The organism is Psychrobacter sp. GP33, from assembly GCF_014119005.1.
Lineage (GTDB): Bacteria > Pseudomonadota > Gammaproteobacteria > Pseudomonadales > Moraxellaceae > Psychrobacter.
Map to the genome: position 1 here is coordinate 197,953 of NZ_JACGYX010000003.1, position 15,927 is coordinate 213,879.

The 15,927-nt window shown below is 41.6% G+C and carries 16 protein-coding genes; 4 read left to right on the plus strand and 12 right to left on the minus strand.

Annotated features, from left to right (window positions below; translation table 11 throughout):
* Nucleotides 1-200 precede the first annotated feature (200 nt).
* On the plus strand, nt 201-710 hold the full coding sequence (locus tag H2245_RS05625) for a hypothetical protein (RefSeq protein ID WP_182406406.1): 510 nt from the start codon (nt 201-203) through the stop codon (nt 708-710).
* A gap of 166 nt (nt 711-876) precedes the next feature.
* Here the strand turns inward: H2245_RS05625 and accC are convergent, their stop codons facing one another.
* From accC to H2245_RS05650, 5 genes are all read right to left on the minus strand, one after another.
* Nucleotides 877-2,244 carry an acetyl-CoA carboxylase biotin carboxylase subunit gene (gene accC / locus H2245_RS05630; RefSeq protein WP_182406407.1) on the minus strand — a complete coding sequence of 456 codons (1,368 nt, stop codon included), beginning with the start codon at nt 2,242-2,244 and terminating at the stop codon, nt 877-879.
* Nucleotides 2,245-2,417: 173 nt separating this feature from the next.
* Entirely contained in the window at nt 2,418-2,846 is a 429-nt protein-coding gene (gene accB, locus H2245_RS05635; RefSeq protein WP_182406408.1) for an acetyl-CoA carboxylase biotin carboxyl carrier protein, read from the minus strand.
* Nucleotides 2,847-3,343: 497 nt separating this feature from the next.
* Nucleotides 3,344-4,735, minus strand: coding sequence for an MATE family efflux transporter (locus tag H2245_RS05640; RefSeq protein ID WP_182406409.1), 1,392 nt, complete (start codon nt 4,733-4,735; stop codon nt 3,344-3,346).
* A 272-nt stretch (nt 4,736-5,007) separates the two neighbouring features.
* Complete coding sequence (locus tag H2245_RS05645; RefSeq protein WP_182406410.1) at nt 5,008-6,048, minus strand: hypothetical protein; 1,041 nt, start codon at nt 6,046-6,048, stop codon at nt 5,008-5,010.
* Between the two features lie 286 nt (nt 6,049-6,334).
* A complete protein-coding gene (locus H2245_RS05650) occupies nt 6,335-6,802 on the minus strand; it encodes an EVE domain-containing protein (protein ID WP_182406411.1) in 468 nt (155 codons plus the stop codon).
* A gap of 301 nt (nt 6,803-7,103) precedes the next feature.
* On the opposite strand from H2245_RS05650, the gene hemW reads away from it, so the two are divergent.
* The gene (gene hemW, locus H2245_RS05655; protein ID WP_259365118.1) at nt 7,104-8,321 is read left to right on the plus strand and encodes a radical SAM family heme chaperone HemW; all 1,218 of its coding nucleotides are present in this window, start codon (nt 7,104-7,106) and stop codon (nt 8,319-8,321) included.
* Between the two features lie 80 nt (nt 8,322-8,401).
* Here the strand turns inward: hemW and H2245_RS12080 are convergent, their stop codons facing one another.
* Both H2245_RS12080 and H2245_RS05660 read right to left on the minus strand, forming a co-directional pair.
* Nucleotides 8,402-8,542 carry a lipoprotein gene (locus H2245_RS12080; RefSeq protein ID WP_259365099.1) on the minus strand — a complete coding sequence of 47 codons (141 nt, stop codon included), beginning with the start codon at nt 8,540-8,542 and terminating at the stop codon, nt 8,402-8,404.
* A 101-nt stretch (nt 8,543-8,643) separates the two neighbouring features.
* On the minus strand, nt 8,644-8,784 hold the full coding sequence (locus tag H2245_RS05660) for an entericidin A/B family lipoprotein (protein WP_182406413.1): 141 nt from the start codon (nt 8,782-8,784) through the stop codon (nt 8,644-8,646).
* Between the two features lie 427 nt (nt 8,785-9,211).
* On the opposite strand from H2245_RS05660, the gene H2245_RS05665 reads away from it, so the two are divergent.
* The gene (locus H2245_RS05665; protein WP_182406414.1) at nt 9,212-9,754 is read left to right on the plus strand and encodes a tRNA (cytidine(34)-2'-O)-methyltransferase; all 543 of its coding nucleotides are present in this window, start codon (nt 9,212-9,214) and stop codon (nt 9,752-9,754) included.
* A 65-nt stretch (nt 9,755-9,819) separates the two neighbouring features.
* Here H2245_RS05665 and H2245_RS05670 read toward each other — a convergent pair whose 3' ends face one another.
* The 5 genes from H2245_RS05670 to H2245_RS05690 form a co-directional block, all read right to left on the minus strand.
* Complete coding sequence (locus tag H2245_RS05670; RefSeq protein WP_182406415.1) at nt 9,820-10,167, minus strand: TusE/DsrC/DsvC family sulfur relay protein; 348 nt, start codon at nt 10,165-10,167, stop codon at nt 9,820-9,822.
* A complete protein-coding gene (locus tag H2245_RS05675; RefSeq protein ID WP_182406416.1) occupies nt 10,164-10,493 on the minus strand; it encodes a hypothetical protein in 330 nt (109 codons plus the stop codon). The genes H2245_RS05670 and H2245_RS05675 overlap by 4 nt, the downstream gene beginning before the upstream one ends.
* Nucleotides 10,494-10,597: 104 nt before the next feature.
* A complete protein-coding gene (locus tag H2245_RS05680) occupies nt 10,598-10,921 on the minus strand; it encodes a hypothetical protein (RefSeq protein ID WP_182406417.1) in 324 nt (107 codons plus the stop codon).
* 23 nt (nt 10,922-10,944) lie between these two features.
* Nucleotides 10,945-11,367: a sulfurtransferase complex subunit TusD gene (tusD, locus tag H2245_RS05685; RefSeq protein ID WP_182406418.1), complete on the minus strand. Its 423-nt coding sequence runs from the start codon at nt 11,365-11,367 to the stop codon at nt 10,945-10,947.
* A gap of 52 nt (nt 11,368-11,419) precedes the next feature.
* Nucleotides 11,420-12,457, minus strand: coding sequence for an NADP-dependent oxidoreductase (locus H2245_RS05690; RefSeq protein ID WP_182406419.1), 1,038 nt, complete (start codon nt 12,455-12,457; stop codon nt 11,420-11,422).
* 350 nt (nt 12,458-12,807) lie between these two features.
* Between H2245_RS05690 and glnE the strand changes: the two genes are divergently transcribed.
* Nucleotides 12,808-15,711 carry a bifunctional [glutamate--ammonia ligase]-adenylyl-L-tyrosine phosphorylase/[glutamate--ammonia-ligase] adenylyltransferase gene (gene glnE, locus H2245_RS05695; RefSeq protein ID WP_182406420.1) on the plus strand — a complete coding sequence of 968 codons (2,904 nt, stop codon included), beginning with the start codon at nt 12,808-12,810 and terminating at the stop codon, nt 15,709-15,711.
* The last annotated feature ends 216 nt before the right edge of the window (nt 15,712-15,927 follow it).

Consider the following 15,927-nt stretch of genomic DNA (forward strand, 5'->3'; position numbering starts at 1 on the left):
CAAGCATCAGTTATGGCGTTTTTTATGGTTTATAGTTACATATTATTTAATGGCTGTTTTATGCCGGTCTTATAACGCAGTTAGTATCGCTAACTGAGCCTTCTGCTTTTGAAATAGCATATTGTTACTTGTATTCTTACTATCTAAGTCTTACGCTAAAGACTATTATTTATTATTGGTTTTTTAAGAAAAGGTTTATTATGGCATCGCTTGCACTGGCTACATTCACGTTGGCATCTGTTTTGTCTTCATTACCTTCAGCAGGGGATAAGGTTGGTCAATCTGTGATTACCACCCATATCAGTCCTGCCATTGCTGGGCAGTGGGAGATTGATTTGGCAGACCTCAATATTAAAAATAAATTAACACCAGAGTCTGCTACAGCAAAAGCGCCGATATTAGCAAACACAGAATTATCAGGTCAGTGTCGTGAGTTATATAACTTTGCTGCTGACAATGAAATGTGGGCGGTGAGTGGTAAAGAATGGACGTATGGTCGTTATCTGGTCACACACCTCGATGAAGGGTTGCCAGTTATTGCCATGAAAACTGTATACGATAATAACGAAGTGGATTGTTCTGGCAATAAAATTGATCAAACTAATGAATCTTTTATTGCCTTTTTAAAGCATCAAGGTAATGAGATGCAGTGGTGCGCGGATGCTGAAGGCAAAGAATGCTTTATGAGCTTTCACCGTGTACGACCGTAGTTCTTAGCAAAATTATTGATTAGTAAAGTAATTAGTAAAGTAATCAAATAAATGACACCAAATACAAAAAAGCCGCTATCTATTAAGATAACGGCTTTTTTAATACTAAAATGATTAATAACGTGTTCAGCCTATAAGAATAAAACAACAGTTATTATTGAAAAAACTATAGCGATGCTTCAGTTTTTTCTTTATCTGCTACTAATAATTCTCTTTCAAGATAATGAATATTTTGAGCTTCAGTAGTAAACTTCTCATCAGCTAAAATCACGTCGCGATGGAGAGAAATATTGGTATTAACCCCTTCAATAATCAATTCGTCAAGAGCATGCAACGTCTTAGCAATGGCTTGCTGGCGCGTTTGTCCATGACAAATAAGCTTACCGATGAGTGAATCGTAGTAGCTTGGAATAACGTAGCCCGGGTAGAGATGCGAGTCAAAACGTACGCCTGCGCCACTTGGGGCAAATAACTGCGTTACCTTACCAGGAGATGGCATGAAAGTCTTGGCATCTTCAGCATTAATACGGCATTCGATAGCGTTGCCTTGAACTTCAATTTCGCTTTGACGATAAGATAAACCATAGCCTGCTGCAATTTTTAATTGCTCAACCACCACATCGATGCCGGTAATCATCTCAGTGACTGGATGTTCAACCTGTACACGTGTATTCATCTCAATAAAGAAGAATTCATTGTTTTCGAATAAGAATTCAAATGTACCTGCACCGCGATACTTTACCAATTCACACGCTTTCACACAAGCATCTAAGATAGGTTGGCGCACGTCATCTGGAATGTCAGGAGCAGGGGCTTCTTCTAATACCTTTTGATGGCGGCGCTGTAGCGAGCAGTCACGATCATACAGGTGAATAGCATTACCATTACCGTCGCCCAATACTTGAATCTCGACATGGCGTGGGTTTTGTAAATAACGCTCCATATAGACGGTGTCATCGCCAAACCACAGCTCAGCTTCTTGCTTTGCTGCTTGCACTTGACCGACCAGCTCATCAAAGCGCTCAACCACGCGCATACCACGACCACCACCGCCTGACGCAGCTTTGATCAGTAATGGAAAGCCAATATTGCGCGCTTGCTCTTCAGCATTGTGCATGTTGACTGCGCCTACTGAGCCTGGTACCGTTGGCACGCCTGCCTTTTTCATGGCATTAATGGCAGATACTTTGTTACCCATTAGGCGGATATGGTCAGCATTAGGACCGACAAAGGTTAACCCCGCTTCCTCAACGCGCTCCGCAAATTCAGCACTTTCTGCTAAAAAGCCATAACCGGGATGAATGGCGTCAGCGCCCGAGATTTCAGCAGCGGTCAAGATAGTACTAATATCTAGGTAACTTTGGTTGGCATTGGGCTTGCCAATACAAATCGCTTCATCAACAAAGCGCAAATGCATTAAGTTTTCATCAGCAGTCGAATAGACGCCAACGGTTTCGATACCAAGCGCTTTACAAGCACGGACGATGCGTAACGCAATCTCGCCTCGATTGGCAATGAGCAGTTTTTTTATCATGGGGTCATCCTTATCAAAGCGGCAGTCATTAACTCACCTGTTATGGCTGATTGGCTTATATGGGCGTTTACCATTTAGATAGCTAAATAAATAGTGATTCAAATAGTAAGCGCGGATACAGTAGCAATCATAAAAAGTGAGCAATCATAACCATATAAAGTAGGCAATTACCGTTAGGCTTTATAGCGTACTACCGGTTGGCCAAACTGTACCACTTCAGAGTTATCCACTAAGATTTCATCGATGACACCACTTTGAGTAGCTTCAAGCGGATTCATAATTTTCATGGCTTCAATGATACCTATCGTATCACCTGCCTGTACTTTTTGTCCGACCTTAACAAACGGAGGATCATTAGGGGTAGGAGCCGAATAAAACACGCCCACCATAGGTGAGGTCTCAACACTACCAGCTTTCACTGCAGCCTTAGCGGCTGGTGCAGCAGGCGCGGCACCTAAAGCAGGCGCTGCCATCATGGTTGGAGCAGGCGCAGCATAATGACGAGTCAGACTGATGTGTTCATCATCTGAACTCACTTCCAAGTTGACCAGTTCGTTTTCTTCCATAAGAGCGACAAGCGTGCGTATTTTTTCAATATCCATAATTTTTATGACACCTTTTGATAGGGTTTAAGAGGAATGTAATAGGAGTTAAGAGGTAAATAGTGTAACAAAATATTGTTTGATTAACTGCTAATGATACCTATATTCAGGACAATGAGCAATCAATGTACAGTTGTTAACTGGAATTTTTACATATTTTTAACGTTAAAGCGAGCATTAGTGAGACTTGCTTTATATTTCAAGACTTTTATTAAGGGTAGCTTTATTAATTTAGCACCAATTCATTACAACTATGCTGGCAATACGGTAATAGTCACATACTACTATTAATATAGTCTATGTCGCTTAGAGTCGCTAGTACTGGTTACTAGATGCTACGATAAAGATATATAAGGAAAGTTTAAAGAGGACATTCAATAAGGATAATCAATTAAAACATTTAAATAGTTGAGCAATAAAAAAACCGTCGCGTAATAATAGGCAACGGTTTTTATCATTATTTTAGCTTTTATTAATAATTTTTAATCACTCTGTCTTTAACGACTAACCTCGGTTGCTTCAGCTGTCCAATGAGCGTGTAAGCGTTTTTGTTGATAATATAAGCGTAACGTAAGCAAAATAGAGGATAGGAATAATCCGGCAATTAATGCCATCCAAAACCCTTGTGCGCCTACGTTAGTATAGCGCACCAAGTAAATACCTGCTGGCAATGCAACGATCCAATAGCAGAATAGCGTCACCCACATCGGCACGGTCGTATCCTGCATACCGCGTAAAATACCGGCAACATTCACTTGCCAGCCATCAAACAGCTGATAGGCAAGCGCAAAAATTAATAAATGCATTGCTTGCGCGCGCACTTCGACATTGTCAGTAAAAGCGGCTGCTAATTGAGGTCTAAAGAGCCAAATGCCAAGCATGGAAATAAAGGCAATGATGACCGTCCAAATAAGTCCTGTCGCTTGTACATGACGCACAGCAGTGAGATTTTTTTCACCAAAACGATTCGATACCATGATGGTTAAAGCCATAGCAATGGATATGGGAATCATAAACAGCTGTGAGGTAACTGATAAAGCGACCTGATGCGAGGCAGTCGCTAGCTCCCCTAAGGGACTAATTACCAAAGCCCCTAAACTAAATAAACTGGCTTCAAAAAAGATAGAGATACCAATGGGTAGTCCAAGTTTAAGTAGTTTTGTAATTTGCACGCGATTAGGCGCGGTAAAGCCAAGGAAAAAACGAGTACTGGCAAATTGTTCACGCTTGGTAAAGGCAGTATAAGTGGCAAGCAAAATTACGTTAATCCATAATACAATCGCCGTTGCCACCCCGCAACCTGCACCGCCCATCTCAGGCATCCCAAACAGACCGTGAATAAAAATATAATTCAGCGGTATGTCTGCCAATAAACCAATAATACTAATCACCGTAACGGGTTCAGGTCGTCCAACCGCCTCGCAATAGCTGCGCAATACCGCGTATATCGCAAGGGCAGGGAAGCCAAAAGATACCCCATGTAAATATTGGGTGGCAATAGGCTGGATATTGGCGGGTACACCCATGACTCCCAAAACATTGGGCGCTAAATTAACAATGACAAATCCAATAATCCCAATAACCGCTGCCGTCCATAGCGACTGCTGAGTGATATGCGGTACATTAGCGTGATTGTTTTGACCAATTGCCTGACCAATCAAAGGCGTGGTAGCAATCAAAATACCAGTGGCTAATAAGAATAACGGGAGCCAAATACCTGCGCCAACCGCAACAGCTGCCAAATCGAGTGCCGATACTTGTCCTGCCATAATCGCATCGACAACGCCAAGGGCAGCTTGGCAAAACTGGGTAACTAAAATAGGTAAAGCAAGAATGCCTAAGCGTAAACTGTAACTCTTAAAATCTACAAATGATATTGGGGAAACCATGGTTAGCAACTTTTCATTATTCACGGTGGTTAATATTGATGGACGAAAATCGCTATTAATAAGATAAAATCTGAACGCTAAAATAAAAATAACCCGTCCATTCAATAGATGAGTGGACGGGTTAAAAGTAGACAAGATGGTAAAGAAGCGCAAGCATGATGTCAACGGTTATGACGCAATATCTAGCTGGCTGATATTAAAAATGTAGGTATGACCCTACAGATATGCCGCGTCATTCAGCACATCGCTTATGTCTTTAAACGACTATGCCACTATAGTGCTTCAGGTAAATCCAGCACAATCGCTTGATAACCAATTAGCTTGTTATTTAAATCGAAAGCTTGCACAACAATAGCGTAGTTAGTAGGATTGGCTGGAATGACCGGTGCAAATTGGGTTTCATTGTTGCTTAATACCACATTCTGCTCATAACCGTTGGCACCTGAGCCTGCTTTATTCACGTTAATTTGACTTACTAAAATCCGCTGAGTATTGGTAGGATTTTTCCAAGTAATATTTTTTTGGCTACCGATACCAGCGACAGTAACTGCCATATCGCCAAGTTTATAATCGAGAGGATAGGTCACGAAATTGGCGCGATCGCTTAGCGTATAAGTAACAGGACAGTTAGCATCACCGCTGGAAAGCTTTTTACCGCCTAAATAATCTTGATATTCAAAGCTGCCCATCCAAGGTGCACCCAGCTCTTTATTCTTAAAGCTGCCCGCAAAGGTTGTTAAAAGATTTGGGGCTTCAAGGTTTAAATCATTCACATACTTAATATCCAAGAATTTCAGTGTATCAAGACTGCCTGTGACTTTGCCAGCAATATAGTTGTCTACTTTGATGCCAGTATTAACATCGAGGGTGCGGTTTTCTTGACATGCTTGCTGCTGATAGCTGATACGACCATCAACACTGCCAGCCCCGGCTTCACTGATATCAAAGTATACGGCACCGATATCGATATCATTGTTATCACCGTCATTGAGTTCAATAAAGTGACCCGCGTATAACCCGCCACGCCCGCCTTCTGGAGTCAGTTTATCCAAAAATTTATCTAAAGACTCTTCTGGTAAAAAGATAGACTTTAAAATCTCAGCCATACTTTTTTCATCATTACTGAGTTTGCTTTCAACCTTTTTATATTTGTCTTTCACTTTATCTTCGATACGGTCATATTTATCTTTGACCTGGTCTTCAATACGATCGTATTCTTCTTTGACTTTCTCGCTATCACTGCCGCATGCGCTAAGACTGAGGCTTAATAGACTGACTGTCAATACTGATAGTAGCAGTTTGGGTGTGCTCATAAATATATCCTAAAAAGTGAAAAGTCGTTAGCACGCTATAGGTGAGCTATGAGTAAAATAGCTAAGAAGCGGACATTTGTATAAGTATAGATGAATATAGCAAATTTACGACAAAGTTAGAAAAATAGAGCTAGAAAAATTATCGGGTACTATATTGAAATTTAAAAAAATGTTCAAGGAAGAATAATCGATCAAATATAGCAAATACTGAAAAGGAATTAAAATTTTTGAAGAGCTGCATTTAGCTAAGTAGTTACTTGACACGCTACACTACACACTTATCCCTTTATTGTGAAGTTTCTACCAAATCCATAATCGCGTACCAATGCTTAGGCTCAAGGGGTAGAATGGTTAACTGCTCGCAGCCCTTTCTAAGTAACAATGAATCCTCAAGCGCTGGCAGAAACTTAAGCGTCGATAGTGGCAGGATATCATCAAACGCTCGCTCAAATCTCACGTCGACCATATACCAGCGTGGCGCGTCTTCCGTTGCCTTCGGGTCGTAATGTCGGTGTTCAGGATGGAATTGGGTGGGGTCAGGGTAGCCAGCTTTAGCAATGCTAACAATACCCGCAACGCCTGAAGGTTTAGCACTAGAATGATAAAAAAAGGCGGTATCGCCAACCTTCATATCATCGCGCATAAAGTTACGGGCGCGATAATTGCGCACGCCATCCCACATCTCTGTGCCTAAACGCTGTATGTCTGTTATTGAAAAACAATTCGGATTGGATTTTATTAGCCAATATGCCATCTTTTGTATCCTTAGCTAGAATTTATTATAATGATGTCGCGTTAATCAGAGCTATTTTGCCAATAATGACGCGGGGTTAATATGAGCGTTTGTTAATGGTTTTGTCATTGAACTGCCTTTCTTAAATTTAACCTTTTTTTTAATGCGCTTAGGCGTTATCCTAGCGCTAAATTTTTGCTGTTAATAACAGTGTTATAACCGATAAATAAGTTACTTTATGTCTGAACCTGAACAGCTTTTACAAAGCCAATTACAGCACCATCAATCGTCGCATTCTGCTCATATAGAAAATGCTTTTAATATGAATAATATCAATGTATTGAGCATTCCACTGGCGTTATATATACATATTCCGTGGTGCGTGAAAAAATGTCCGTATTGTGACTTTAACTCGCATGAACAGCCTGAGGATATGCCGTATGCCATGTATGAAGAGTACGTAGACGCGCTATTATTAGATGCGCGTATGCAGCAGCCATTGACTCAAGGGCGCAAGATTGGCTCAATATTTATTGGCGGTGGCACGCCGTCATTATTGCCTATTGCTCAGTATCAGCGCTTGTTTAGTCAATTGCGCATTATTTTTGATTTTGCGAGTGATATAGAAGTCACAATGGAAGCCAATCCGGGAACATTGGAACATGCGCCCTTTGCTGAGTATTTAGAAGTAGGAATTAACCGCCTGTCCATTGGTGTTCAAAGTTTTGCTGCTGATAAGCTTGTGACACTTGGGCGTATTCATAATCCGGAGCAAGCAGTGACGGCTATTAAGGCAGCGCGTGCAGCTGGGTTTGAGCGGGTCAATGTGGACTTGATGCATGGGCTGCCGCAGCAGACATTACCTGAGGCCATGTATGATATTCAGTTGGCACACGATGCGGGCGCGACTCATATTTCTTGGTATCAATTAACCATTGAGCCTAATACCGTATTTTATCGCAGTCAGCCCTTGTTGCCTGATGAGGATAGTTTGGCAGATATCGAGCAGGCAGGGCAGGCGTTATTGCAACGTTTAGGCTATGATAATTACGAAGTTTCCGCTTGGGCAGGCGCATCCGATATGTCTTGTCGACATAATGTAAACTATTGGCAATTTGGTGATTATCTAGCGATTGGTGCTGGCGCGCACGGTAAAGTGAGTATTGCGGATAAAGTGTTAAATAGTCTTGGGGATAATGAATTATTGGCTCACTCTGGCATTTATCGCTTTAGTAAGTCAAGATTGCCAAAAGATTATGTTGCCCAGTCTGATGGAATGCTAAGTGCCCCTAAAATGGTCGGCTGGCAAACCATTGCTCAGGATGAGCTGGTCAGTGAATTTATGCTTAATGCCTTACGGTTACATAGTGGCGTCGACTGGACAATATTTGAAGCCAGAACAGGGCTAACCTACGCCATTATTGCAAATGAAATAAAGGCTTTGGTGGAAAAAGGGTTGCTGATACAGAGTGCTGATAGATTACAACCAACGTTGTTAGGTCAACGTTATCTTAATCAGATATTACGAGCATTTTTATGACGTATGAAAAATCATCATAAAGAGTAATAAAAAAGGCCTACCATTGGGTCAGCCTCTTCAAGGAAACAGCTAATAAAAACTCAAATGTTTCCTTGAACTTCTTGAGCAGTACTACTTATAGCATTACCAGCGATTGATAAGTCTTGGCCTAGACCTGCGAACGTGTTGCAGCCAGTTAGTACAAACATAGCGGTCAAAGATGCGATAATTACTTTTTTCATAGTAGTGTCCTTAAAAGGAATAAAATTACGATAATTTATACAAAGTATAAAAAAAGGCCTACCGTTTGGTAAGCCTCTTAAATATAAAATCTAATTAAAACTTAGATTTTATTTTGTACTTCTTGTGCAGTGCCAGTTACAGCATTACCGGCGCTTGATACGTCTTTACCAAGACCTTTAAAAGTGTTACAACCAGTCAATACAAACATAGCAGCTAAAGATGCGATGATTACTTTTTTCATAATAATGTCCTCAAAAATAAATGGATTCTTACAAGTAACGACAATAATGGAAAGTGTTTTACTTAAACATCACTGGCAATATAGAGGATAAAATCGTAATGCGATAATGCCAAATAAAAAAGCATACTGGCATTTTTCTCATTATCAAGTTGTCCTTTGCAGATATCATAGTGAAAGTAAAAAAATATGCCCAGTACTAAAATGTAACAATTGACAGCAAACTGTAACTTTTGATTACCTATCGCTATAGCGTATTTCATAAAGCGGTTAGGTGGTAAAACGATTTATCCTATAAATCCAAATGCTTAAGTGGATAGTTATCCTATTATTAACATTGCTATTGGTAAAATTATTAACGTTAAAAAAATATTTCTACTTCACATTCATTGCCTACATATTGTTCTCTATCCATCGTTACGGAAATATCATGACCATTCATATCGTGTTAGTAGCCCCCAAAATGCCCAGTAATACCGGCAATATTATTCGTTTGTGTGCCAATAGTGGCGCACAATTGCATCTGGTAAAGCCTTTGGGGTTTGAGCTTGATGATAAAAAACTGCGCCGTGCAGGACTTGACTATCACGAATATGCACACTTGAAAGTGCATCAAGATTGGCATGCAGCAAAGCAGGCATTAACTGCAGCGAATTGTCATATTATCACTGCTTTAACCACCAAATTAAGCAAACCGTTTTATAATTACGATTTTACTGGGGAAATTGAAGGTAATGTACCAAGCGTGGCATTGGTCTTTGGCTCAGAGACGGCAGGGCTAGCCGATGAGATTCGTGAAGATGTCGGTACCGACAACTGGTTGCGCTTACCGATGCTGCCTGACTCGCGTAGCCTAAACCTGTCTAATAGCGTGGCAATTTGTTTATATGAAGTATGGCGGCAGCAGGGTTTTGCAGGAGATGAAGGTCGCAGTATTGGTTATGAGACATTGACCGTCTATGACCCAAAATAATACGTTTAAACACTTAGTATAAATGCCTTAATAATTGAAAAATATAGCCCAAACAGCATGTACCGCTATAAGCAATTTGGCGGTTTAGGTAATCCTGCCAGACGATTGACATGGCGAGCAACCAAACCGGTATTAAACAGCTGCTGCAACTTTTGGTTGCTAATATCATATTCAGGCAAGCATTGTTGTAGCCATTTAATCAATGGGCGCGTTGATGGCGCGTGATTAAATTTAGTGAAAAATGCGCGAACTTGCTGCAAAATCTCTAAATGTTCAATATTTAAACGAACATCAAGGGTATCTGCAAGGTGTTGGGCAAGCGCTGGTGTCCAAATAGTATAATCACAAAGGTGTCCATCTTTATCCAATTCGACGTTAGCCGTTAGATTATCTGGTTTGATGGCAATATTCATAAGGCGATGGTCACCACTTTATCAAATTGGGTATCTTGGGTCAGTTTTACCCAATCACTATCTGTCAGTAATGCGCTTAACTTCCCCTCAAGCTTCAATTGCGCTGATGTCTTGACACCCAATTCCGCCACATCCGTTGCAAGGGCGTATATGCCAGCGATGCCTTCTATGTCAGTCTCATTTATATAGGCATTGAACCAATCAATAAAAGCTACGGTCGTACCCAATAGAATAATGCTATCGCCTGCGCGCCACGTCCGTGCCATCTCATTGGTATTGCGTCTGAGTGTATCCATTGGACTATGTAGTTGATATAAGGTCGCCATATAAATATCCGTTGTTTGCCAATTTCACTAAATGTAAAGTATTAGAGTTACTGCTAATGGACTTAATTGTCAATGATGCCTTGTTTTGTAGCTGTACTCACCTGTTAAAAGGTAAGAATTTGGTCAAAATATTGAGTATCAACAACTTCAGGTACAAAGGTTAATTGCGCCGCCAAATCGTTAGGAAGCATGCCGGTCACCCAGCCACTAAAGACATCGTCAGGTAACCAAGCGGCTGGCATATCATACAATTCTAGTGACTGTATCATCCCATGCAAACGCGATTTGGGTTGCATCAATAATCCAAAAACAGGCGCGTCCAAATAAAGCTGTACTTGATGCCCAAAGGTCGCTAAGGTTAAAGCAAGGGCGCAACCTTCATAGCTTGACATCTCAGTAGGCGTGCGCAATTGAATCAGTAAGTTCATCTGTTATCCTTAATAAAACCGTTCTAAAACTGTATCAGACGGCAGTCGCTTTGCATCATCATAGCAAGTTCACTTAAACCGACCAGATGAAACCCTTTAGCGATATTATCACCCTGTAGCTGATGGCGCGCGCTATTATCATCGTCGCTCACGCCACGACTCAAAGCGGTGCTGACACAAATGTCGAGTGGCAGCTGATAATGCTCAGCCAATACCTGCCATTCTTGAGTAAGGTTGGTTTGATCTGCGGACTGCCAACGTAGACGATTCGCCGTATATGCAGCATCGGCATAGAAAAACACGTTTATCGCTGGTTTAGTAGTCTCGGTATTTGCGCTTATTTCTGCTTGCTCAAGAACCGCTTGGGCATAACGTAGCGCTAAATGCGCAAGTGGATGACTGGGATCAGCAGTAATCAGTAAAAGTGGGGTGGATTTTATGGTCATAATTGGGTAGTCACAAGTCAGTAGTGATTAATAATGATAGCGTATTATAGGCTTAAAATTCTTCGGCATCGGCAATTTTAACCATTTGCTTACCAATATTCTCACCTGAAAACAAACCCATAAAGGCAGCAGGAATATTGTCAAACCCATGAATTAGGTTTTCTTTATAGGTTAGCTTACCCTCGTTATACCATTCGCTCATTTGTTTCTTGGCATTCTCAAAGTCATCACTGAAATCGTAAGCTACAAAACCTTCCATGCGTGCACTTTTTTTGATTAATTTATGCATGGGTCGTGGACCTTGAGGTGGATTTTCTTCATTATAATCGGCGATTTGCCCACAAATAGCAACGCGAGCGTGCTTATTGATATTGGCAAAGACAGCATCGAACAGCTCGCCACCGACATTATCAAAGAACACATCAATGCCATCGGGACATGCCGCTTTTATTGCTGCGGTTATATCTTCGGTTTGCTTATAATTAATCCCTTTATCCAGACCTAAGTTGTTTTCTAAATAATCGATTTTCTCAGGTGAACCTGCAATTCCAATCACTCGGCAGCCTTTAATTCGAGCAATTTGAGCAGCGATACTGCCTACTGCACCAGCAGCGCCAGATACAACGACCGTTTCGCCTTTTTTTGGTTGCCCAATGTTCAGCATACCGAAATAAGCAGCTAAACCCGGTATGCCGAGCATACTGACAGCAGTGGAGATAGGCGCAAGGGTAGGATCTACTTTTTCGATATGGTCTGTACTTACCGTTTGGTATTTTTGCCAAGCAAACCGTCCGTGTACAATATCGCCTTTTTTAAAATTATTATGTTTACTATCGATAACCTGTGCGACGGTTCTACTGGTAATTGGTTGATTTAATTTAAATTTATTGCCAGCAGCGTCGTCAACGCCTTTATCCATGAATCCGCGCATACCGGGGTCGACTGATACATAAAGGCTTTTTATCAACACTTCGTTGTCTTTACAGGTCGGCATATCGATATCATTAAATTTAAAATTATCTGCTTGGACAGCGCCTGAAGGGTGTTTCGCCAGTACGATTTCTTGGTTTTGTTCTTTGTTATTGTTCATTACTAATGACCTTTTTATTAATCAACTATTTTTATTAAGCGGTTATATCACTACAAGTATTTCTACTGTATTGTTTTTCTAATCAGCTTTTCTTTCAATAGGGCTTTTAGTACATTTTTGAATGGTGAGTGAGTTTATAACACTACATGGTTGTCATTCATCGCCTATCATTTTTAGATAAGTATTCCATGCTACTATAAAGCACATTGTATTGAGCCGTCTGTATAGCATTTGATTTGCTGCTTTATAAGCAGTTCAGTTATGCTTATTTTATAAAAAATATAACTAATATTATTCGCCATTTTCTCTAGATCATATCGTTAATCTAGGCTGCAAGGGGTTTTAACATTATGTCATCTGTTGTGCCATCAGCTATACCCTCCGTTACATCGACTCCTACGTCCAACGTCACAAACTGTCAGCCTACAACCGAACAATTACAAGTTTTGCAGACTGCCAGTGAATTTGCTTATCATGTGTGGGAGAGCCGGACAATTTCGTGTCAGACATTTATACGCAGTTATCCGTTAGCGCAGACGTTGACACGGCAGCAAATTGACGATTTAATTCAAGATTATACGCTTGATGAGAATTATCAGGTTGCCGATGAATCTCTAGTAATGAGTGGCTTGCGTCATTTGCGAATGCTGCTGATGATGCGCTGGATTTGGCAAGATGCATTAGGGTTTGTTGCGCTTGAGCAGCTCACTGACGAGCTGTCTGAGTTTGCTGATGGTTGTATTGTATATGCAAAGGATTATACGTATCAGCAACTGATAGCGCAGTACGGTCAACCGACTTTTAGAGATGCTAGAGGGGTTGTGCATATCGATGATATGGCAATCATGGCGATGGGTAAGCTTGGCGCTCATGAGCTAAATTTATCTAGTGATATTGACTTGATATTTATCCATCAAGCACGTGGTGAGACTGATGGTGATAAAGCCAATGGCACGCGCAGCATCGATAATAAGCGTTTTATGACACGTCTTGGTCAAGGTATTATTAAGTTGCTTGACAACTGTACTGCCGATGGTTTTGTATTTCGGGTAGATATGCGCTTGCGTCCTTGGGGCGATGGCAGTGATTTAGCGATTCATTTATCCGCGCTACAAAAATATTTTAGCAATCATGGTCGGGCATGGGAGCGCTTTGCTTGGTTAAAGGCGCGCGTGGTCGGACAGATTGACCCGCCGTTTTATGAAGAATTGCAGGCACTAATTAAGCCGTTTGTGTTTCGTTATTATGTCGATTACAGTGCGTTTTCCGCGTTGCGTGAGATGAAGTCTTTGATTCAGAATCAAGTGGCACAGCGCGAGGATTTAGATAATATTAAGCTTGGCGCTGGTGGTATTCGAGATATTGAATTTATTGTTCAAGCGTTCCAGCTCATTTATGGTGGGCGGCATCCGCAGCTACAAATTAAACCCTGCCTGCAAGCCATGTATGAGCTATGTAAACTAGAGTATCTTGACCAAACCACTTATGAGCATCTGCAAGCAGCTTATCGATTTTTACGCAGGCTTGAGCATGCTATTCAAGCGATAAATGATCAACAAACCCAGCGCCTTCCACACGATGAGCAATGGCAGCACAATTTGGCAATAACCCTTGGCTTTGATGATTGGGCAGCACTGCTTGACACCCTCAATAAGCATCGAGAAAATGTCAACGTACCGTTTGAGCGGATGGTGACTGAACGGAAAATACCGACGCAAGATAATGTAACACTTGAGCCATCCAGTTTTGATACGCAAATGGCACAGCTTGATACGGTATTAAGTGCCGAAAGCCGCACTCAACTACAAAATTTTTGGCACTCAAAAATGGTGGCAAGTCTCAGTAAAGAAGCAAGAGTCCGCTTAGATAATGTCTATCCGGTTATTGTGCACGCTTTGCTCACCCATCAAGCACAGGAGCGATTGGTAAATACAGCGTTGCCGCGTCTTATAGCGCTACTAGAAGCCATTTGCCGCCGTTCCATTTACTTGGTTATGATTGCTGAAAACCCAAATGCGACCGCTGCGCTGATTCCTATGTTGTCCGCCAGTCCTTGGATTGCCCATGAGCTGGCACGTTATCCAGTATTGCTGGATACCTTTTTACAGCAGCGCTATCGTCATTTGCCAGACAAACCAGAGCTGCGTGATATTTTACGTCAGCAGCTGCTACGAGTTGAACCTGACGATGAAGAGGAATTGCTGAGCGTTTTGCGTTTGTTTAAAAAAAATCAAGTCTTAGCAGTGGCAGCAAGTGATGTGTTAGCTGAGCGCCCGATTATGAAAGTCTCGGATTCATTAACTTATATTGCAGCAGTGGTATTAGAGGCAGCGCTTGAGCGTGCCTTTGCCGAAATGGTCAAGCGTTACGGTTATCCTATTGCTCAAGATGGCGATCCAGTGACGGAAGCGGATTGCGGCTTTGCCATTATTGGTTACGGTAAATTAGGCGGTTTAGAATTATCGTATTCGTCTGATTTAGACTTGGTATTTTTGCATAAAATAAAAGAGCAGGGCATGACCACTGGTGAAACTTCCGTCAGTGGTATGAAATTTGCGGCACGCTTGGCGCAAAAACTGATGACTTATCTGAATACCCAAACGCGCGATGGGCGCGCTTATGAGGTAGACATGCGTCTGCGCCCTTCTGGTAATGCTGGCATGATGGTCGTCTCCTGCCATGCGTTTGAGACTTATCAGCTAGATAAAGCATGGTCGTGGGAGCATCAAGCATTGGTACGGGCGCGCGCTATTTGTGGCGATAAACGGGTAACAGCGCGTTTCTGTGCCATTCGCCGAACGGTATTGGCGCTGCCGCGTACCCTTGAACAAGTGCGTATTGAAGTCACCAGTATGCGCTTAAAAATGCAAAAACATCTTGGCAGTAGCCCACGAAAACAACAAGATGGCAAATTTCATCTTAAACAAGATGCAGGCGGCATTGTTGATATTGAGTTTTTGGCACAATTTGCCGTGCTCGCTTATTCCCATCAGTATCCTAGCCTAACCAAATGGAGCGATAACGTACGGATTTTTGAAGAAGTCGCTGCACTTGGGATTTGGGAAGCGTCCGTATGTCAAGACTTAACTGACGCTTATCTGCGTATACGTGCAGCAAGCCATCAGCTGGCACTGTCAGAGCAGTCGCTCTTGGTAGATGAAGCACTTTGGCATGACACGCGGCTACTTGTACAAGCACAGTGGCATCATTTAATGGGCGTGGCTGCAGATGATATAGACGATAACTCATTTTGAGATTTTGACTCAGGTTACAACTGAGGTAAGCATTAGAATTTAGGGCAGCTTTAGTGAATATGATGCTCATTATTATACAGACTATACACTCTGTATAAAAAGATGATAAAAAAAAGCCTGATGGGAGCAAACTAAAAGATTTCATTTCATTTCGCTGCCAGTGATATAATATTTTACACCCTATAAAAAAGGCGTGGAAACTGACCTTTAAAAACG